The sequence below is a fragment of the Streptomyces sp. NPDC047108 genome (assembly GCF_040643575.1).
GTDB lineage: Bacteria > Actinomycetota > Actinomycetes > Streptomycetales > Streptomycetaceae > Streptomyces.
In genome coordinates, this window is record NZ_JBEYUP010000001.1 from 1,123,780 (window position 1) to 1,143,133 (window position 19,354).

15 protein-coding genes are annotated in these 19,354 nt (G+C 72.4%); 10 read left to right on the forward strand and 5 right to left on the reverse strand.

What is annotated here, in order from left to right:
- Nucleotides 1–92: 92 nt before the first annotated feature.
- Nucleotides 93–773, reverse strand: a complete 681-nt coding sequence (locus ABZ822_RS04940) for a glycerophosphodiester phosphodiesterase (RefSeq protein ID WP_360846774.1) — start codon at nucleotides 771–773, stop codon at nucleotides 93–95.
- A complete protein-coding gene (locus ABZ822_RS04945; RefSeq protein WP_360846776.1) occupies nucleotides 761–1,783 on the reverse strand; it encodes an adenosine deaminase in 1,023 nt (340 codons plus the stop codon). Before ABZ822_RS04945 ends, ABZ822_RS04940 begins: the two co-directional genes overlap by 13 nt.
- A 218-nt stretch (nucleotides 1,784–2,001) precedes the next feature.
- On the opposite strand from ABZ822_RS04945, the gene ABZ822_RS04950 reads away from it, so the two are divergent.
- Nucleotides 2,002–2,781: a DUF308 domain-containing protein gene (locus ABZ822_RS04950; protein ID WP_360846778.1), complete on the forward strand. Its 780-nt coding sequence runs from the start codon at nucleotides 2,002–2,004 to the stop codon at nucleotides 2,779–2,781.
- A gap of 52 nt (nucleotides 2,782–2,833) precedes the next feature.
- Here the strand turns inward: ABZ822_RS04950 and ABZ822_RS04955 are convergent, their stop codons facing one another.
- A complete protein-coding gene (locus ABZ822_RS04955; RefSeq protein ID WP_360846780.1) occupies nucleotides 2,834–3,400 on the reverse strand; it encodes an NADAR family protein in 567 nt (188 codons plus the stop codon).
- A gap of 212 nt (nucleotides 3,401–3,612) precedes the next feature.
- Here ABZ822_RS04955 and ABZ822_RS04960 point away from each other — a divergent pair, with 212 nt between their 5' ends.
- From ABZ822_RS04960 to ABZ822_RS04985, 6 genes are read left to right on the forward strand one after another with little or no spacing between them, the layout of a single operon-like run.
- Complete coding sequence (locus ABZ822_RS04960; protein WP_360846782.1) at nucleotides 3,613–5,127, forward strand: gamma-aminobutyraldehyde dehydrogenase; 1,515 nt, start codon at nucleotides 3,613–3,615, stop codon at nucleotides 5,125–5,127.
- Nucleotides 5,128–5,154: 27 nt separating this feature from the next.
- Nucleotides 5,155–6,402 carry a spermidine/putrescine ABC transporter substrate-binding protein gene (locus ABZ822_RS04965; protein ID WP_360846784.1) on the forward strand — a complete coding sequence of 416 codons (1,248 nt, stop codon included), beginning with the start codon at nucleotides 5,155–5,157 and terminating at the stop codon, nucleotides 6,400–6,402.
- 45 nt (nucleotides 6,403–6,447) lie between these two features.
- On the forward strand, nucleotides 6,448–7,611 hold the full coding sequence (locus ABZ822_RS04970; protein WP_360846786.1) for an ABC transporter ATP-binding protein: 1,164 nt from the start codon (nucleotides 6,448–6,450) through the stop codon (nucleotides 7,609–7,611).
- Nucleotides 7,608–8,543: an ABC transporter permease gene (locus tag ABZ822_RS04975; protein ID WP_360846788.1), complete on the forward strand. Its 936-nt coding sequence runs from the start codon at nucleotides 7,608–7,610 to the stop codon at nucleotides 8,541–8,543. The genes ABZ822_RS04970 and ABZ822_RS04975 overlap by 4 nt, the downstream gene beginning before the upstream one ends.
- Nucleotides 8,543–9,328: an ABC transporter permease gene (locus ABZ822_RS04980; RefSeq protein WP_360846790.1), complete on the forward strand. Its 786-nt coding sequence runs from the start codon at nucleotides 8,543–8,545 to the stop codon at nucleotides 9,326–9,328. Before ABZ822_RS04975 ends, ABZ822_RS04980 begins: the two co-directional genes overlap by 1 nt.
- A gap of 6 nt (nucleotides 9,329–9,334) precedes the next feature.
- The gene (locus tag ABZ822_RS04985) at nucleotides 9,335–10,774 is read left to right on the forward strand and encodes an FAD-dependent oxidoreductase (RefSeq protein WP_360846792.1); all 1,440 of its coding nucleotides are present in this window, start codon (nucleotides 9,335–9,337) and stop codon (nucleotides 10,772–10,774) included.
- Between the two features lie 47 nt (nucleotides 10,775–10,821).
- Here ABZ822_RS04985 and ABZ822_RS04990 read toward each other — a convergent pair whose 3' ends face one another.
- Together ABZ822_RS04990 and gabT are read right to left on the reverse strand one after the other, a co-directional pair.
- On the reverse strand, nucleotides 10,822–11,451 hold the full coding sequence (locus ABZ822_RS04990) for a phosphatase PAP2 family protein (protein WP_360846794.1): 630 nt from the start codon (nucleotides 11,449–11,451) through the stop codon (nucleotides 10,822–10,824).
- Between the two features lie 379 nt (nucleotides 11,452–11,830).
- Nucleotides 11,831–13,180 carry a 4-aminobutyrate--2-oxoglutarate transaminase gene (gene gabT, locus ABZ822_RS04995; RefSeq protein ID WP_360846796.1) on the reverse strand — a complete coding sequence of 450 codons (1,350 nt, stop codon included), beginning with the start codon at nucleotides 13,178–13,180 and terminating at the stop codon, nucleotides 11,831–11,833.
- A 316-nt stretch (nucleotides 13,181–13,496) separates the two neighbouring features.
- On the opposite strand from gabT, the gene ABZ822_RS05000 reads away from it, so the two are divergent.
- The 3 genes from ABZ822_RS05000 to ABZ822_RS05010 all read left to right on the forward strand — a co-directional run bounded on the left by ABZ822_RS05000 (nucleotide 13,497) and on the right by ABZ822_RS05010 (nucleotide 19,297).
- A complete protein-coding gene (locus ABZ822_RS05000) occupies nucleotides 13,497–15,800 on the forward strand; it encodes an ATP/GTP-binding protein (RefSeq protein ID WP_360846798.1) in 2,304 nt (767 codons plus the stop codon).
- Nucleotides 15,801–15,981: 181 nt separating this feature from the next.
- The gene (locus ABZ822_RS05005; RefSeq protein WP_360846800.1) at nucleotides 15,982–17,634 is read left to right on the forward strand and encodes a PucR family transcriptional regulator; all 1,653 of its coding nucleotides are present in this window, start codon (nucleotides 15,982–15,984) and stop codon (nucleotides 17,632–17,634) included.
- Between the two features lie 217 nt (nucleotides 17,635–17,851).
- The gene (locus ABZ822_RS05010) at nucleotides 17,852–19,297 is read left to right on the forward strand and encodes an aldehyde dehydrogenase family protein (RefSeq protein ID WP_360846802.1); all 1,446 of its coding nucleotides are present in this window, start codon (nucleotides 17,852–17,854) and stop codon (nucleotides 19,295–19,297) included.
- Nucleotides 19,298–19,354: the final 57 nt, after the last annotated feature.

The window sequence follows — 19,354 nt, forward strand, 5'->3', positions numbered from 1 at the left end:
GTGAGGGGCGGTTCACCGCACGGATACGGGATCGCGCCCTGCACCGGACGTACGGACGCAGGCCGTACGGCCCCGCTCGTACGGGCCCGGGCTCAGCGGTCCAGCAGGCGGCGCAGGCAGTCGATGCGGTTCGTGGTGACCGAGTCGACGCCGTGCCGCAGCAGGCGCTTCATCGTCCGTCCGGTGTCCGCGGTCCAGGCGGAGACCAGCAGGCCGTCGGCGTGGTGGCGGGCCACGAGATCCTGACTCACCAGCCCGAAGCGGTAGTTGAGCCAGCGCGGGCGCACGGCCGCCAGGAGCGCGGGCGGCGGCGGGGAGAGCGTGGTCCAGGTGAGGGCGATCTCCGCGTCCGGGTCGGCCGCGCGGACGGCAAGCATGGCGGGGGCGCCGCCGCAGTAGTAGGCGCGGCCGTCGAGCCCGGCCGCACGGACCTCGGCGACCGCCGCAGGGGCCGCCGCCGGATCCGGCAGATCGATCATCGGGCGGGCCGCGGACCCCTCGCAGACCGCCGCCAGCCCCTCGGAGAGCGGCGGTACGCCTCCGCCCGTCAGCTCACGCACCACGTCGGCCGTGACCTCGGCGAGCGGCCGGTCCACGTCCCACATCCGCTTCAGGGTCGCGTCGTGGAGCAGCACGGGTACGCCGTCGCGGGTCAGCCGTACGTCGCACTCCACCGCGTCCGCGCCCTGCCGGACCGCCGAACGCAGCGACGGCAGGGTGTTCTCGCGGACGCGGTACGGGTCGCCGCGGTGGGCGACGGCTACTGCAGCCACGAGGCGGTGTAGCCGTCGATCTCGGCGATGAGCTTCTCCTTGCCGGACGGGTCGAGGAAGGACGCCTCGACGGCGTTCTTGGCGAGCCCGGCGACACCCCGCTCGTCCAGGTCCAGCAGCCGCGCGGCCACCCCGTACTCGGTGTTGAGGTCGGTGCCGAACATCGGCGGGTCGTCACTGTTGACGGTCACCAGCACGCCGGCCGCCACCATCTCCTTGATGGGGTGCTCGTCGAGGTGCGCCACGGCGCGCGTCGCGATGTTCGATGTGGGGCACACCTCCAGCGGAATGCGGTGCTCGGCGAGATGCGCGAGCAGCCGAGGGTCCTTCACCGCGCTGGTGCCGTGCCCGATGCGCTCGGCGCGCAAATGCGTCAGGGCGTCCCAGATCGTCTCCGGGCCCGTCGTCTCGCCCGCGTGCGGCACGCTGTGCAGCCCGGCCGCGATGGCCCGGTCGAAGTACGGCTTGAACTGCGGCCGGGGAACGCCCAGTTCGGGACCGCCGAGACCGAACGAGACCAGCCCCTCGGGCTTCAGGTCCACCGCGATCCGCGCGGTCTCCTCCGCCGCGTCGAGGCCCGCCTCGCCCGGGATGTCGAAGCACCAGCGGAGGATCACGCCGAGATCGGCCTCCGCCGCCCTGCGGGCGTCCTCGATGGCCTCGACGAACGCCACGTCGGGGATGCCGCGCCGGACGGAGCTGAACGGGGTCACGGTCAGCTCCGCGTACCGGATGCTCTGCTGCGCCATCTCGTGCGCCACCTCGTACGTGAGCAGCCGCACGTCGTCGGCGTCGCGCACCAGGTCCACGACGGACAGATAGACCTCGATGAAGTGGGCGAAGTCCCGGAAGGTGAAGTAGTCGACCAGCGCCTCGTGGTCGGTGGGGACCTTCGAGTCGGGGTGGCGGGCGGCCAGTTCGGCGACGATGCGCGGCGAGGCCGAGCCGACGTGGTGGACGTGGAGTTCCGCCTTGGGCAGTCCCGCGATGAAGGTGTGGAGATCGGCCATCGGTCCTCCTGGGGACAAGAGCGCTGGTTCCGGGCAGGGATCATCGTAGGCACCGGGCGCGGCGGGGCCGGGCGCGGGCCCTGGTGGAAGCCGGGTGACGGGGACCGGGAACGGGCGCGGGCGCCGCAGGGAGCCCGGCCGCTTCCGGAGGCGCGACCGCTCCGGAGCCCGTCCGCGCGCCAGGCCGTAGCATTGCCGGACGTCCGAAGGGGAGGAACATGTCCGACGCCGAGAAGCCCCAGCAGCCCGAGCGGCGGGACCCGTGGGCTCCGCCGGAGCAGGTGTCCCTGGACAAGCCGAGGACCGCACCGCCGGCGCCGGAGCAGCACACGCCCGCCGGTCATCAGCCCCCGGCCGCCCACCAGCCTCCGCCCCCGGCCGCGCACCAGCCTCCGCCCCCGGCGGCTCATCAGCCCTCGCCTCCGGCCGCGCACCAGTCCCCGCCCGCAGGGGCGGGCGGTGCGGTGCCGCCACCGCCGATCGCGCCCACCGGCCCCGCCGCCTACGCCCCGCCCTACGGCTCCGACCCCTACGCCCCGCCCTACGGCTCCGACCCCTACGGCTCCACCGGCTACGGCAGCGGCAGCCCGTACGGCGGCTATCCCGCCTACCCCGGCTACGCGTCGGCTCCCGGCGGTTACGGGTCGGGCGGTTACGGCGGAGGCTGGCAGTCCGGGCAGCCCCTGGCGACCAACGGGCTGGCGATCGCGGGCATGGTGATCGGCATCGTCGGCACCGTCCTCTTCTTCACCAGCGTCTTCGCGATCATCCTCGGCGTGATGGCGATCATCTTCGGCGCCCTCGGCCGCGGAAAGGCCAAGCGAGGGGAAGCCGCGGGCGGAGGCCAGGCGCTGGCCGGGCTGATCCTCGGGATCGTCGCGGTCGTCGCGGGCGCGCTGATGCTGGTGCTGATCATCGCCACGTCCGAGGACGAGAGCGGCAGCTACTCCAGCGGCGCGGCCGCACCCCGCGCGGCGGCCGTGAGCGCCCTGCGCTGACGCAGGCCCTTCCCCCAGCCGCGGCCCGAGCCCGCCGCCCGCTCGACTCCGCTCACCCGCCGCCCGCGCGCAGCCGCTCCCGTGCCTCCATCAGCGCGAAGCCCAGCAGATTCAGCCCCCGCCAGCGGGCCGGGTCATGGGCCGCCTCGTCGTCCGCGGCCAGTCCGATACCCCAGATCCGGTCCAGCGGGCTCGCCTCGACCAGGACGCGCTCGCCGGTGCCTAGCAGATACGCGCCCAGCTCCGGGTCGCGGCCGAACTTGTGCAGGCTGCCGGCCACCACGATCCCGTAGCGGTGCGCCCGCCAGGTCTCCTCGTCGAAGCCGCGGACCAGGCGTCCCGCCTTCTGCGCCGCGGCCGGGCTCGTCGCCTCCAGCGCCTCGCGCTCGGCGTCGCGGTCCCCGAAGAGCCGCGCCTTCTCCGCCATCATCCAGTGCTCCGCCGTCGCGTACGCGATGCCCTCGACCGTGAACGGCGAGGGCCACCACTGGGAGAAGCAGGCCGCGTCGATGCGGCCCTCCCGCTGCGGCCGGTTCCGCCAGAAGTGGACGTACTTGATCTTTTCGCCACGCTCCGCCCGCTCGATCAGTGCGGCGATGCTCTCGTCGTGCCTCCCCATGGCATGGCAGTCTCGCACCCACCCCTGACACAGCGTCCATCGAATTCAGGGGCCGCCCGACACATTGACCGACAGATTCCGTCGCGCAACCAAAAAGCAACAACGGAATCACTTGTTGAATGCCCCCTGCTCTGCCAGGATCGGCGTTCAATCGAAGCTGGAGCTACGCCGACCGCCGCCGCAGGGGGACCGGGTCGGCGGAGGAGAGCGATATGAGCAATCCCTTCCAGGCGGACGAGCGCTTCGCCGACGGTGCCCAGTACATCGCCGGTGAGCTGCGCCCCGGGACCTCCGGCCGGGAGCACGCGGTCGTCGACCCGGCCACCGGCGAGGCGGTGTACACCTATCGGCTCGCCGGCACCGCCGAGGTCGACGCCGCCGTCGAGGCCGCCGCCCGTGCCTTCCCCGAGTGGGCGGGCGCGACCCCCGGCGAGCGTTCCGACGCCCTCCACCGCTTCGCGTCCGTCCTGGGCGACCAGGCCGAGGACTTCGCGCAGGCCGAGACGCTCCAGTGCGGCAAGCCGATCAAGCTGTCGAGGGAGTTCGACGTCCCCGGCTCGATCGACAACGCCTCCTTCTTCGCGGGCGCGGCCCGGCACCTCGAAGGCAAGTCGGCGGGGGAGTACACCGGGGACCACACCTCGTACATCCGCCGCGAGCCGATCGGCGTCGTCGGGTCCATCGCCCCGTGGAACTACCCGCTGCAGATGGCTGCCTGGAAGGTGCTCCCGGCCGTCGCCGCGGGCAACACGATCGTGCTCAAGCCCGCCGAACTCACCCCGTTCACCTCGCTGATGTTCGCCCAGGCCGCGGACGAGGCGGGCATCCCCGCCGGGGTGATCAACATCATCAGCGGCGCCGGACGGGACGCGGGCGAGCACCTCGTCGGCCACCCGGGCGTCGCCATGACCTCCTTCACCGGCTCGACGGCCGTGGGCAAGCGCGTGGCCGAGATCGCCACCAGCACCGTCAAGCGCCTCCACCTCGAACTCGGCGGCAAGGCCCCCTTCGTGGTCTTCGACGACGCCGACCTGGAGGCCGCCGTGCACGGCGCCGTCGCCGGCGCCCTCATCAACACCGGCCAGGACTGCACCGCCGCCACCCGCGCCTATGTACAGCGGCCGCTGTACGACGCGTTCGTCGCCGGGGTCGCCGACCTCATGGAGACCGTGCGCCTGGGCGACCCGGCCGACGGCTCCACCGACCTCGGCCCGCTGATCTCGCACGCCCAGCGCGACCGGGTCGCGGGCTTCGTGGACCGCGCCCGCTCCTACGCAGAAGTCGTCACCGGAGGCGAGGCACCGCAGGGAGAGCTGGCCAAGGGCGCGTACTACCGCCCGACCCTGGTCACCGGCGCCGCCCAGGACAGCGAGATCGTCCAGGCCGAGATCTTCGGTCCTGTCCTGGTCGTGCTGCCCTTCGACGGCGACGACGAGGGCATCGCCCTCGCCAACGACACCCCGTACGGCCTCGCCGCCTCCGCCTGGAGCCGCGACGTCTACCGCACCGGCCGGGCCACCCGCGACATCAAGGCGGGCTGCGTGTGGATCAACGACCACATCCCGATCCTCAGCGAGATGCCGCACGGCGGCTACAAGGCCTCCGGCTTCGGCAAGGACATGTCGGCGTACTCCTTCGACGAGTACACCCAGGTCAAGCACGTGATGTACGACAACACCGCGGTGGCGCGCAAGGACTGGCACCGCACCGTCTTCGGTGACCGCTGACCGACTGCCGTGAAAGGGCACAGCGCAATGGAGAGTCACGAGCCAGAGTCCCTGTCGGCGCCCCAACTCGCCGCGATACGCCGCAGCATGACCGAGGGCCGCATGGCGATGAGCCGCCGGTCCCTGCTGCGTTCCGCCGGTGCGGGAGCGCTGGCGGTCGGAGGGCTGAGCGCCCTTTCCGCGTGCGGCATCCCGCCCGCCGCCCGGACCGGCGAGTCCAGCAAGGCGGACGACCACTCCGACGAGGAGAAGTGGCTCAGCTTCTCCAACTGGACCGAGTACATCGACGTCAGCGACGACAACAAGCACCGCCCGTCGCTGGAGGAGTTCAAGCGCCGCACAGGCATCCGCGTCAAGTACACCGAGGACATCAACGACAACGTCGAGTTCTTCGGGAAGATCAAGCCGCAGCTCGCCGCGGGCCAGGACACCGGCCGCGACCTGATCTGCGTCACCGACTGGCTCGCCGGCCGCATGATCCGTCTGGGCTGGATGCAGAAGCTCGACCAGACCAACGTGCCCAACGCGTACGCGAATCTGGCCGAGGGTTTCCGCAGCCCCGACTGGGACCCCGTCCGCGCACACTCCTACGCCTGGACCGGCATCCCCGCGGTCATCGCGTACAACGAGAAGGCCACCGACGGCCGCAAGGTCACCTCCATGACCCAGCTCCTGGAGGACCCCAGCCTCAAGGGCAAGGTCGGCATGCTGACCGAGATGCGCGACACCGTCGGGCTGACCCTCCTCGACATGGGCAAGCGCCCCGAGGACTTCCGCGCCGACGACTTCGACGCCGCCGTCGCCCGCCTCCAGAAGGGCGTCGACCGCAAGCAGATCCGCCGCTTCACCGGCAACGACTACGTCGACGACCTCAGCAAGGGCGACATCGCCGCCTGCGTGGCCTGGGCCGGCGACCTGGTCCAGCTGCAGGCCGACAACCCGGCGATCAAGTTCACCATCCCTGACGCCGGGTTCATGATGGCCACCGACAACCTGCTGATCCCCAACAAGGCCCGGCACAAGCGGAACGCCGAGCGCTTCATCAACTACGTCTACGAGCCGAAGGTCGCCGCGAAGATCGCCGCGTTCATCAACTACGTCTGTCCCGTCGACGGCGTGCGCGACGAGCTGGCGAAGATCGACAAGGAGCTCGCGGCCAATCCGCTGATCCTCCCCGACGCGGAGTTCACGAAGAAGTCGCACACCTTCCGGCTGCTCTCCGCCGAGGAGGAGACGGACTTCGAGCAGAAGTTCGCCAAGCTCATCGGCGCCTGACGGCCACCGGCTCCCGACCGCCCCCGAGAACACTGGACTGCCCTCATGACAGAGACCGCCTCCAACAGCAGCAGCGGCGGAGACGTCCGCCTCACCGGGATCAGCAAGACGTACGGGTCCTTCACCGCCGTCCAACCGCTCGACCTCTCCATACCGGCCGGCTCCTTCTTCGCCCTGCTCGGCGCATCCGGCTGCGGCAAGACCACCACCCTGCGCATGATCGCCGGACTGGAGGACCCCACCACGGGCACGGTCCTGCTCGGCGGCAAGGACGTCACCGACCTGCCGCCGTACAAGCGCCCGGTCAACACCGTCTTCCAGAACTACGCGCTCTTCCCGCACCTCGACATCTACGAGAACGTCGCCTTCGGGCTCCGACGCCGCGGCGTCAAGTCCGTGAAGAAGCAGGTCGGGGAGATGCTGGACCTGGTCCAGCTCGGGTCGATGGCGCGCCGCAAGCCGCACCAGCTCTCCGGCGGCCAGCAGCAGCGCGTCGCCGTCGCCCGCGCGCTCATCAACCACCCGCAGGTCCTGCTGCTCGACGAGCCGCTCGGCGCGCTCGACCTGAAGCTCCGCCGCCAGATGCAGCTCGAGCTCAAGCGCATCCAGACCGAGGTCGGCATCACCTTCGTGCACGTCACGCACGACCAGGAGGAGGCCATGACCATGGCCGACACCGTCGCGGTGATGAACGCGGGCCGCGTCGAGCAACTGGGCGCCCCCGCCGACCTCTACGAGAACCCGGGCACCACCTTCGTCGCCAACTTCCTGGGCACCTCCAACCTCATCGAGGCCGAGGTCGCCGAGTCCTCCGGTGACGACGTGCTGCTCAAGGCCGGGGAGGCCAAGCTCAGGCTGCCCGGCCGGCGATGTTCGGCGGCGGTGCGCACGGGAGGGAAGGTGCTCGCCGGCGTACGCCCCGAGAAGGTCTCACTCGTCCACGCCGACGACGCCGGGACCATCCCCGAGGGCCGCAACCGGATCACCGGACGCATCGCCGACTCCAGCTTCATCGGGGTCTCCACCCAGTACGTGATCGACACCCCCGTCTGCCCGGAGATCGCCGTCTACGAGCAGAACGTCGAGCGGGACGCCCGGCTGCGGCCCGGCGCCGAGGTCGTCCTCCACTGGAACCCCGCCCACACCTTCGGTCTCGACGCGGACCAGGACATCGACGCGGGCACCGAGACCGTCGAGGAGGGCGCATGACCGCGACCCAGGCGGCGGAAGCGCCCCCCGCACCCCCCTCGCCCGACGCCCCGGTCCGCAAGCCCGCCACCCGCAAGCGGCTCGTACCGTACTGGCTGCTCCTGCCGGGCATCGTCTGGCTGGTCGTCTTCTTCCTGGCGCCGATGATCTACCAGGCGTCGACCTCGGTGCAGACCGGAACCCTGGAGACCGGCTACCAGGTCACCTGGCACTTCACGACCTACTGGGACGCGCTCACCGAGTACTACCCGCAGTTCCTGAAGTCGGTCCTGTACTCCGGCACCGCCACCGTGCTGTGCCTGCTGGTCGGCTACCCGCTCGCGTACACGATCGCCTTCCGCGCGGGCCGCTGGCGCAATCTGGTCCTGATCCTGGTCATCGCGCCGTTCTTCACCAGCTTCCTCATCCGCACCCTGGCCTGGAAGACGATCCTCGCCGACGGCGGCCCGCTGGTGGAGCTCCTCAACACCCTGCACGTCCTGGACGTGACCTCGCTGCTGGGCGTCACCGAGGAGAACCGCGTGCTGGCCACGCCGCTGGCGGTCATCTGCGGTCTGACGTACAACTTCCTGCCGTTCATGATCCTTCCGCTCTACACCTCCCTGGAGCGGATCGACGGCCGGCTGCACGAGGCCGCGGGCGACCTCTACGCCCGTCCCTCCACCACCTTCCGCAAGGTGACCTTCCCGCTGTCGATGCCGGGCGTCGTCGCGGGCACCCTGCTCACCTTCATCCCGGCCACCGGTGACTACATCAACGCCGAACTGCTGGGCTCCACGGACGAGAAGATGGTCGGCAACGTCATCCAGTCGCAGTTCCTGCGGGTCCTCGACTACCCGACGGCCGCCGCGCTCTCCTTCATCCTCATGGCGGCGATCCTCGCGATGGTCACCGTCTACATCCGCAAGTCCGGGACGGAGGACCTCGTCTGATGAGCTGGCTCCGACGCAATCTCGTGGTGATCGCGGGTGTGCTCACGCTCGCCTACCTCATCGTGCCGAACGTCATCGTTCTGGTCTTCTCCTTCAACAAGCCCAACGGGCGGTTCAACTACGAGTGGCAGCGGTTCTCCACCGACGCCTGGACCGACCCCTGCGGCGTCGCCGACCTGTGCGGCTCCCTCGGGCTCAGCCTGCAGATCGCGCTCTGGGCGACCGTCGGCGCGACCGTCCTCGGCACGATGATCGCCTTCGCGCTGGCCCGCTACCGCTTCCGCGCGCGCGGCGCCGTCAACAGCCTGATCTTCCTGCCGATGGCCATGCCCGAGGTCGTCATGGGCGCCTCGCTCGGCACCCTGTTCCTCAACCTGGGCGCGGAGTTCGGGTTCTGGACGATCCTCATCGCGCACATCATGTTCTGCCTGAGCTTTGTCGTCACCGCGGTCAAGGCCCGCGTGATGAGCATGGACCCGCGCCTGGAGCAGGCCGCCCAGGACCTCTACGCCGGTCCGGTGCAGACGTTCGTACGGGTCACGCTGCCCATCGCCGCGCCCGGCATCGCCGCCGGAGCGCTGCTGGCCTTCGCGCTCTCCTTCGACGACTTCATCATCACCAATTTCAACGCGGGCTCGACCGTCACCTTCCCCATGTTCGTGTGGGGCTCGGCGCAGCGCGGCACGCCCGTCCAGATCAATGTCATCGGCACGGCGATGTTCGCCGTCGCCGTCCTGTGCGTGCTCGCCGGGCAACTGCTCAGCGGCCGCCGCAAGAGGAGCTGAAATCCCATGGCCGTCCGTGCCATGCCTCTCCCCTCCGGGGGACCCACCGCACCGTCCTCCGCCCGTTCCCTCGCCGAGGCCCGCCCCGTCCCGTACTGGCTGGACGACCCCGGCAAGCCCGAGGCCCTGCCCGCCCTCGTCGGCGACGAGCACTGCGACCTGCTCGTCGTCGGCGGCGGGTACTCGGGCCTGTGGACCGCGCTCATCGCCAAGGAGCGCGACCCCGCCCGCGACGTCGTCCTCATCGAGGGCAAGGAGATCGGCTGGGCCGCCTCGGGCCGCAACGGCGGCTTCTGCGCCGCCTCGCTCACCCACGGCTTCGCCAACGGCCTCTCCCGGTGGCCCGGCGAGCTGTCCCGGCTCCAGGAGCTGGGCCGGGACAACCTCGACGCGATCGAGTCCGCCGTCGACCGCTACGGCATCGACTGCGCCTTCGAGCGCACCGGCGAGATCGACCTCGCCACCGAGCCCCACCAGGTCGGTGAGCTGCGCGAGACCGCGGACCAGGCGGCCGCGCTCGGCATCGAGCTGACCTACCTGGACCGCGACGCGGTGCGGGCCGAGGTCGACTCGCCGACCTTCCGCGCCGGGCTCTGGGACCGCACCGGCGTCGCCATGCTCAACCCGGCCCGCCTCGCCTGGGGCCTCAAGCGCGCCTGCCTCGAAAAGGGCGTGCGGATCCACGAGCACACCCCGGCCACCGAGCTGGCCCCGCGCGGCGCGGGCATGGGCGTGCGCACCCCGTACGGCAGGGTCCTGGCCCGTCAGGTGGCGCTGGGCACCAACGCCTTCCCGAACCTGGTGCGGCGTGTGCGCCCGTACGTGGTGCCGGTCTACGACTACGCGCTGATGACCGAGCCGCTCAGTGAGGAACAGCTCGCCGCGATCGGCTGGAAGAACCGCCAGGGCCTCTCCGACAGCGCCAACCACTTCCACTACTTCCGGCTGACCGAGGACAACCGGATCCTGTGGGGCGGCTACGACGTCGTCTACCACTACGGCGGGCGCATCGCCGAGGAGTACCACCAGCGCCCCGAGACCTACCTCAAGCTCGCCGACCACTTCTTCCGCTGCTTCCCGCAGCTCGAGGGCGTGCGGTTCAGCCACACCTGGGGCGGTGTCATCGACACCTGCTCGCGGTTCTCGCCCTTCTTCGGCACGGCCCACCGCGGGCGCGTGGCGTACGCCGTCGGCTACACGGGCCTCGGTGTCGGGGCCACCCGGTTCGGCGCCGACGTGATGCTCGATCTGCTCGGCGGTGAGCGCACCGAGCGCACCGAGACCGAGATGGTGCGCTCCAAGCCGCTGCCCTTCCCGCCCGAACCGGTGCGCTGGGCGGGTATCGGCATCACCCAGTGGTCACTGGCCCGCGCGGACGCGGGCGGCGGCCGGCGCAACCTCTGGCTGAAGGCCATGGACCGGATCGGTCTGGGCTTCGACTCGTAGCGGTCCGCGGACCCGTCGCCGTCCCGCTCACGGCCGCCGCGTGCGGTTCAGGAGCGCCGTCGGCGCGTCAGCGGTACGGACAGCGCGCACAGGAGTCCGCCGAACAGCAGCCAGCTCCCCAGCACGTCGATCGGCCAGTGGTAGCCGCACAGGATCAGCCCCGCGCCGACGAGCAGGTTGAGCAGCAGCGCCGCGCCCGCCAGCAGCAGCCGGGACAGGGCGCGGCGCAGTGCGGGGGCTAGCAGGAGAGCCGCGGTGCCGTACGCGACGGTGGCGGTCGCCGCGTGGCCCGAGGGGTACCAGCCGTAGTTGTCCACCGGCCCGAACGGGCCCGGCCGTCCGATCAGGTCCTTCAGCGGGACGACGAGGGCCGGGACCGACGCCATGGCGGCCGCGGCGAGGAGCGGCGGCAGCCACCAGCGCCGTACGTGGTCGCGCAGGCCCGTCCACACCGAGCAGCCCATCGCCGCCACCAGGGCGACCAGGGCCACCTGCGTGTTGCCCAGGTCGGCGGCCAGCTCGGCGAAGGGGTGCGCGGTACCGGGACGGAAGAGCCGGTGGCCGACGCGCTCGTCCATGGAGAGGAGGCGTCCGCCGTCCGCGACCTGCCAGGTGAGCAGAGCGAAGAGGATCGCGCACAGCACGGGAAGGACGAGGGGGACGAGCAGTCGCTCCAACAGCGACCGCCCCGGAACAGGGGGGAGAGTTCCAGGGCGGTCGTCTCGACCGGTGTGCCGCGCGCCCCGGGGGGTTTGGGGCGGGCGGCCGTCCGATCGGTGAGGAGTTCCGGAGCCGGAAGCTCCGGTGGTGTGCGCGAGGGCACGGCCGGGCCGAGGCTGGGGATGCGCCGACTCGACATCGCCCGCAGTCCCCTGCGAGCGGGGTGTTTCTCTCATCTGCAGGAACCGTACGCCAGGCGGGGCAGGCCCGACAGACGGATTGCCCGTCCGCCATCGGCCCCCCACACATTCTTCACGAGGCATCACAGATGGCCCAGTGGATCATGGTGGGAGGCCGGTGGGCGGTGGAACGCCCGTACGGTTCCCGGGAGTCGGTTCAGAGCCCCGCGAGAGCGCCCTCGAGGATGCCCAGACCCTCGTTCAGCAGGTCCTCACCGATGACCAGCGGAGGCAGGAAGCGCAGCACGTTGCCGTACGTGCCGGTCGTCAGGACGAGGAGTCCCTCCGAGTGACATGCCTTGGCCAGCGCGGCCGTCGCCTCCGGGTTGGGCTCCTTCGAGCCGGACTTCACCAGCTCGATCGCGATCATCGCGCCGCGGCCGCGGACATCGCCGATGACGTCGTACTTCTCCTGCATCGCGGCCAGGCGCGGCTTCATGACGTCCGCGATCCGCCGGGCCTTGGCGGGCAGGTCCAGCTCGCGCATCGTCTCGATCGCCCCGAGCGCCGCGGCGCAGGCGACCGGGTTTCCGCCGTACGTGCCGCCCAGGCCGCCGCTGTGCGCGGCGTCCATGATCTCGGCGCGGCCGGTCACGGCGGCCAGCGGCAGGCCGCCCGCGATGCCCTTGGCGGTGGTGATCAGGTCGGGGACGATGCCCTCGTCCTCGCAGGCGAACCACTGGCCGGTACGGCAGAAGCCGGACTGGATCTCGTCGGCGACGAAGACGATCCCGTTGTCCTTGGCGAACCGCGCGATCGCGGGCAGGAAGCCCTTGGCCGGCTCGATGAAGCCGCCCTCGCCGAGCAGCGGCTCGATCACGATCGCGGCGACGTTCTCGGCGCCGATCTGCTTCGTGATCATGTCGATGGCCTGGTCCGCGGCTTCCTTGGCGCAGTTCTCGGGACCGGTCAGCCAGCGGTAGGGGTACGCGACGGGCGCGCGGTAGATCTCCGGCGCGAAGGGGCCGAACGAGTGCTTGTACGGCATGTTCTTCGACGTGAGCGCCATCGTCAGGTTGGTCCGGCCGTGGTAGCCGTGGTCGAACACGACGACCGCCTGCCGCTTGGTGTAGGAGCGGGCGATCTTCACCGCGTTCTCCACCGCCTCGGCGCCGGAGTTGAACAGCGCCGACTTCTTGGCGTGGTCACCCGGCGTGACCTTGGCCAGCTCCTCGCACACCTCCACGTAGCCCTCGTAGGGCGTCACCATGAAACAGGTGTGGGTGAAGTCCGCGAGCTGCGCGGACGCCCGGCGTACGACGGCCTCGGCGCTGTTGCCGACCGTGGTCACGGCGATGCCGGAGCCGAAGTCGATGAACGAGTTGCCGTCCACGTCCTCGAGGACACCGCCGCCCGCGCGCGCGGCGAACACCGGCATCACGGACCCGACGCCGCCGGCGACCGCCGCGGTACGGCGGGCCTGCAGCTCCTGGGACTTCGGCCCGGGGATCGCGGTGACGACGCGGCGCTCCTGCGGGAGCGAGGGGCCTCCGGCGGTTGCGGTCATGGTGGATCTCCTGTGGTCCGGGGATGAACGCAGCCCATTCCGGGCTTACGCGGGCCTACTGGTCCTACTCACGCAGGCTAGGGCCGGAGGGTGGCCCGGGGCATGCTCCGATCGGTAGCGGTGCGCGTGTCACGTTGTCCGTGGTGGCCATAGCGTCCGGACGGCTGGCGCGCGGCCGCGCAACCGGCGGCTCGGGAGGTCTGGTCCGGCGCACCGCCCGTCGCGTGGGCGGATCGCTGAACTCCCCAGGCGGGGGCACTAGATTGAGCGGCGGCGCTTACCGAACACCCGGGCCGGTCAGGGGGCACAGCAGCAGATGGACACCGAGGGCACGTACGACCCGCGCAGCACGCGATCGGACCACGTGCCCCGGCCCGCGGGACCGCCGCCGGCCGGAGCTGTCCCCCCGCGCCCGGCCTCGGCTCCGCCCGTGCCGCCGCTTCCGCCCGGCCGTCCGGGCGAGGGCGCCTTCCTCGCCTGGCTGCGCACACCGCGTGCCCAGGCGGCCCCCGGCATCTGGGCCTTCGGCCACCGCCCCCGGCCCCCGGAGGAGCCGGACCGCATCCCGGGACGCCAGCTCCTCAGCGGCGCGCTGATCGCGTTCCTGTGCGGCTGGCTGCTCTGGTCGCTGCTGTGGAACCAGTACCTCGAGGGGTGGTGGATCTTCGTCAAGGACTGGTGGCTGCTGCCCATGCTGCTGCTGGTGCCCGACGACTGGAAGGCGACCCAGGGCTTCGTCGCCATCTCCTACCTCTACTACGCCCTGGTCCTGACGGGCCTCGCCATCGGCTTCGGACGCATCGGCAACTGGCACGAGCTGTGGCGCCGCTACGGCGTCCCGCTCTGGCCGCTGTTCGTGCTGCTGCCCGGCGTATGGCGCGAGATGCCGCGTACGGCGTCCTGGCTCGAAGCGGTGTCGAACCTCTACTACGCGCTGCTGGTCGCCGCCGTCGTCGCGGTCGTCGGGCGGGCCGGGACCTGGCCGAAGCTGCGGCAGCACCGGCGGGCCGAGCAGGCCGCACAGGCCCCGCCCGAGCCCGAGGCCGATCCCGCCGAGTGGCCCGACCTGCGCGCCGCGGGGGCCGGGGCCGCCGCCGACGCGCTCGCCGCCGAGGCGCGCGCCGGGCGGATGAACGACGTGGACCACGCGCGGATCGGCCGCGCCTGGCAGTCCGTCCAGGCCAGGCCCTCCCGCCTGGACGCCTTCGTCGAGACCGTGCGGCAGCAGGGCGCGGCGGCGTGCGCGCACCCGTCGGGCGCGCGCGATCTGCCCGCCCGCACCGGCCTCCACGACCTGCGCACCCGCCAGGTGCGGATCGGCGCCGCGGCCGACGAGGCGCGCAATCCGTACGCGTACCGGGGTGCCGGATCCGCCCTCGACCCGGGGCTGCTGGGGACCTCGCTGCTCGCCGTCGGGCCGCCCGGCGCCGGCAAGACCGGGCATCTGGTCCGGCCCGTCGTCGAGGCCCTGTGCCTGCAGGCGCTCGCCGGGCAGGCCGCGGTCGTCGCCGTCGGGGCGGCGGGCGCGGGGCTCGGCCCCGACGAGGCGTTCGACGTCGTGATCCGGATCGGGCAGCCCGACTCGGCCTATGACCTGGACCTCTACGGCGGCACGAGCGACCCGGACGCCGCGGCCGCGATGCTCGCCGAAGCCCTTGTCGGGGATCTGGCCGCCACGCTGCCCGGCGGGGACAGCCGCCGGGCCGCCACCGCGCTCGCGCAGGTGCTCGGGCCGTTCCGCGCCGTCCACGGCCGGTTCCCCGCCGTACCGGAGCTGCGCGAGCTGCTGGACGGATCGGAAGCCGCGCTCGGTGGGCTCCGCTCCGCGCTGGAGGCGTCGGGGGAGTCCACGCAGCTGCGTGAACTCGACGCGCGGGAACGGCAGTCGGGCCGTGCCGGTGACGCGGGTGCCCTGCTGGCCGACCGGATCGCTCTGCTGGACCGCCCCGCCTTCGCGGGCTTCTTCGACCCGGCGGGGGAGGGGAGCCCGTTCTCGCTGCGCGCCCTGGAGCACCCGCTGCGGGTCCGTATCGATCTGCCCGAGCGCGGGCACGCGGAGGCGTCCCGCCTGCTGGCCCGGCTGGTGCTCGCGCAGTTCGCCGAGTGCGCCACGGCCCGCAACGACCGCTCGCTGTTCACCTGCGTCGTGCTCGACGACGCCACGCAGACCGTCACGCCCGAGTCGCTGCGCGGCATCCAGCGGCTCCGCTCGGCCAACGCCGGGGCCGTGCTGACCCTGCGGACGCTGGAGGACGTACCGGAGGCGCTGCGGACGCCGCTGCTCGGCGCGGTCGGCTGCCGGATGGCGTTCGCCGGGGTGACGACGTGGGACGGCGCCCGGTTCGCCGAGGTGTGGGGCAAGGAGTGGGTCGAGGCCCGCGACATCACCAACCGGCAGATCATCGCGGACGAGCCGCTGACCCGCGTCGTGCACACCGTCCGCCGGCTCGTCACGGGACGGGCGGTGACGGCGGAGTCGGTGACCGTACGGAGGGTGGAGCGCGAGCGCTGGTCGGCCTCCGAGCTGGCCCATTCCGTCCCGGCCGGACACGCGGTGCTGTCGCTGACCACGGTCCGCGGCGAACACGCCCCGCCGGTGCTGGTCGACCTGCGGGGCTAGGGCGCGGGCGGCATTCGGGGGCGCCCCCGCGCGGGACGCGCGGGGGCCCCTCCGGACGCGCGGCCTCCGCGCCCACCGGGGCGCCCGCGGGCACGCGGAACTGTGTGCGGGGGATTCGTCCGCTGAGGCAGAATTGGCCCATGCCGTTCATACGGAGCGGCGCATTCTGCCTGAAGGTGCCATGGCTCCCACCCTCGCGTCCCTCGTCCAGCACTCGGCGCTCAAGCTCGGGGTCCGCGCGGGCGAGGACCGCCTGGAGACCGAGGTCCGCTGGGCGCACCCGAGCGAACTCGACGACCCCGTGCCGTACATGGACGGCGGAGAGCTCCTGCTCACCACCGCCATGAAGCTCGATGCCGAGGACACGGACGCGATGCGCCGGTACGTCACGAGGCTTGCGGGCGCGGGCGTCGTCGGGCTCGGCTTCGCCGTCGGCGTCAACTACGACCGGATCCCGCAGGCCCTGGTCGAAGCCGCGCAGGAGCGGGACTTCCCGTTGCTGGAGGTGCCGCGCCGGACCCCGTTCATCGCCATCAGCAAGGCGGTCTCGGCCGCGATCGCTGCCGACCAGTACCGGGCCGTCACCGCGGGCTTCGATGCCCAGCGCGAGCTGACGCGTGCCGCGCTCGGCACCGACGGGCCCGCCGCCCTCCTCGCCCGTCTCGCCGCGCACGTCGACGGCTGGGCCGCGCTGTACGACGCGTCCGGCGCCGTCGTCGCCGCGGCCCCCGACTGGGCAGCGCGCCGGGCCGCGCGGCTCACCGCCGAGGCCGCCCGGCTGCGCGAGCGGCCCGCCCCGGCGACCGCGGTGGCCGGAGGCACGGACGAGGGCGAGGACCGCGTCGAGCTGCAGTCCCTGGGCACCGGGCGGCGGTCCCGCGGCGTGCTGGCCGTCGGCACCGGCGCCCCGCTGGGCACCGCCGAGCGCTACGCCGTGCACTCCGCCATCGCCCTGCTCACCCTGACGACCGAGCGCTCCCGCTCACTGCACGAGGCGGAGCAGCGGCTCGGCGCCGCGGTGCTGCGGATGCTGCTGGCGGGCGAGCCCGACCACGCCCGCGCGGTGGCGGGCGGGCTCTACGGCGGGCTGCTGGACGCGCCGTTCCGCATGCTCGTCGCCGAGACGGCACCGGGCTCGGCGACGGCGGACAGCGCTGCCGCGGGACCCGACGGCCGGCAGCCGCCCGACCCGCTGTCCGTGCTCGCCGACACCGTGGAGTCCGCGGCGGCCCGCGGCGGCGAGTCCGTCCTCGTCGTCCCGGACGGCGAGCGCCTGGTGGTCCTGGCTCCCGACGGGGGGACGGCCGTCGGGGCGTGCTTCGCGCACGCCGAGACGCTGGAGGGGCGGCGGAGCGGGGGCGCCGGAGCTCACGAGCACGACAAGGGGACGGGGGAGGACGGCCCCGAACCGGTCATAGGGCTCTCGGCGCCCGCGGGCCCGATCGCCGCGTCGGGCGCGTACCGCCAGGCCGAGCAGGCACTGTCCGTCGCCCGCCGCCGTGGCCGGGTGCTCGTCGAGCACGAGCAGGTGGCCGCCGGTTCGGTCCTCCCGCTCCTGGCGGACGACGCCGTACGCGCCTTCGCCGACGGCATGCTCCGTGCGCTCCACGACCACGACGCGACGGGACGCGGGGATCTGGTCGCCTCGCTGCGCGCCTGGCTCTCCCGCCACGGCCAGTGGGACGCGGCGGCCGCGGACCTCGGCGTCCACCGGCACACGCTGCGCTACCGGATGCGCCGCGTGGAGGAGATCCTGGGCCGCTCCCTGGACGACCCGGACGTACGGATGGAGCTGTGGCTGGCGCTCAAGGCCACGGCCCCCGGCACGGACTGACTCCTGGTGGGCCCGGCCCGGGGCCCAGCGCGACGCTCCCGTCGCGACACGCGCGGCCGATGCGTCACTCCCGCACCACCCCGGAGCGGCAACGGTGCCAAACCGGCGTGGGCGGCGGGGGATACCACTCCACGCCGGACAAACCACATTCGGCGCCCCGACCCCTACCGTGGGGACCAGAGACATCCCCACCACTTCGGAAGGGCCGGGATTCGCTGTGACCACACATCACGCCTTCTGGCTGGCCGGGCGCGAGGCGACCGGCGACGACACGCTCGACGTGACCTCCCCCTGGGACGGCGGCCTCGTCGGCACCGTCAGCGTTCCCACCGAGGCCCAGGTCGAAGAGGCCGTGGCCGCGGCGCACGCCGTACGCGACGAGTTCGCCGCCACGCCCGCCCACGTGCGGGCCGCGGCCCTCGATCATGTGTCGCGTCGCCTCGTCGAGCGCACCGAGGAGATCGCCCGGCTGATCTCCGCCGAGAACGGCAAGCCCCTCAAGTGGGCGCGCGGCGAGGTCGGCCGTGCCATCTCGGTCTTCCGGTTCGCGGCCGAGGAGGCCCGGCGCTTCAACGGCGGCGAGGCGCAGCGCCTGGACACCGACCTCGGCGGCGTCGGCCGGCTGGCCTTCACCCGGCGCTTCCCGCGCGGCGTGGTGCTGGGCATCGCCCCGTTCAACTTCCCGCTGAACCTGTGCGCCCACAAGCTCGCCCCGGCGATCGCGGTCGGCGCGCCGATCATCCTCAAGCCCGCTCCTGCGACGCCGCTCTCCGGGCTGATCCTCGGCGACCTGCTCTCCGAGACCGAGCTGCCGGCCGGTTCGTGGAGCATCCTGCCGGTGCCCAACGACCGTATGCCCGCCCTCGTCCAGGACGAGCGGCTGCCGGTCATCTCCTTCACCGGCTCCGACAAGGTCGGCTTCGCGATCATGGAGTCGGTGCCGCGCAAGCACTGCACGCTGGAGCTGGGCGGCAACGGCGCCGCCGTCGTCCTCCCCGACTTCTCCTCCGAGGCCGACCTGGACTGGGCCGCGACCCGCATCGCGACCTTCTCCAACTACCAGGGCGGCCAGTCCTGCATCTCCGTGCAGCGCGTCATCGCCGACGCCTCGGTCTACGACCGGCTGGTGCCGAAGGTGGTCGCGGCCGTCGAGGCGCAGGTCACCGGCGACCCGTCGGACAGTGCCACCGACGTCGGCCCGCTGGTCAGCGAGGACGCCGCCAAGCGCGTCGAGTCCTGGGTCGACGAGGCCGTCCAGGCGGGCGCCAAGCTGCTCGCGGGCGGCAAGCGGGACGGCGCCTCGTACGCCCCGACCGTGCTCGAAGGCGTGCCGGACGACACCACGATCGCCTGCGAGGAGGTCTTCGGCCCGGTGCTGACCCTGCAGAAGGTCGACGGCGAGGCCGAGGCGTTCGCGGCGGTCAACAGGTCCAAGTACGGCCTGCAGTCCGGGGTGTTCACGCGCGACCTGCAGACCGCGTTCCGCGCCCACCGCGCCCTCGAGGTCGGCGGCGTCATCATCGGCGACGTCCCCTCCTACCGCGCGGACCAGATGCCCTACGGCGGCATCAAGCAGTCCGGCGTCGGTCGCGAGGGCGTGAAGTACGCGATGGACGACTACACCTACGAGCGGGTCATGGTCCTCACGGGCATCGACCTCTGAGCTCGGACCTCTGAGTTCTGAGCGGGATCCGCCCGGCGCCGGGCCGAACCGCTCGGG

Excerpts from the sequence above, each read along its gene's own strand:
- ABZ822_RS04980 (WP_360846790.1), top strand. The coding sequence starts at position 8,543 with ATGAGCTGGCTCCGACGCAATCTCGTGGTGATCGCGGGTGTGCTCACG.
- ABZ822_RS04950 (WP_360846778.1), top strand. The coding sequence starts at position 2,002 with ATGTCCGACGCCGAGAAGCCCCAGCAGCCCGAGCGGCGGGACCCGTGG.
- ABZ822_RS05005 (WP_360846800.1), top strand. The coding sequence starts at position 15,982 with ATGGCTCCCACCCTCGCGTCCCTCGTCCAGCACTCGGCGCTCAAGCTC.
- ABZ822_RS04955 (WP_360846780.1), bottom strand. The coding sequence starts at position 3,400 with ATGGGGAGGCACGACGAGAGCATCGCCGCACTGATCGAGCGGGCGGAG.
- ABZ822_RS04945 (WP_360846776.1), bottom strand. The coding sequence starts at position 1,783 with ATGGCCGATCTCCACACCTTCATCGCGGGACTGCCCAAGGCGGAACTC.
- ABZ822_RS05000 (WP_360846798.1), top strand. The coding sequence starts at position 13,497 with ATGGACACCGAGGGCACGTACGACCCGCGCAGCACGCGATCGGACCAC.
- ABZ822_RS04975 (WP_360846788.1), top strand. The coding sequence starts at position 7,608 with ATGACCGCGACCCAGGCGGCGGAAGCGCCCCCCGCACCCCCCTCGCCC.
- ABZ822_RS04970 (WP_360846786.1), top strand. The coding sequence starts at position 6,448 with ATGACAGAGACCGCCTCCAACAGCAGCAGCGGCGGAGACGTCCGCCTC.
- gabT (WP_360846796.1), bottom strand. The coding sequence starts at position 13,180 with ATGACCGCAACCGCCGGAGGCCCCTCGCTCCCGCAGGAGCGCCGCGTC.
- ABZ822_RS04960 (WP_360846782.1), top strand. The coding sequence starts at position 3,613 with ATGAGCAATCCCTTCCAGGCGGACGAGCGCTTCGCCGACGGTGCCCAG.
- ABZ822_RS04985 (WP_360846792.1), top strand. The coding sequence starts at position 9,335 with ATGGCCGTCCGTGCCATGCCTCTCCCCTCCGGGGGACCCACCGCACCG.
- ABZ822_RS04965 (WP_360846784.1), top strand. The coding sequence starts at position 5,155 with ATGGAGAGTCACGAGCCAGAGTCCCTGTCGGCGCCCCAACTCGCCGCG.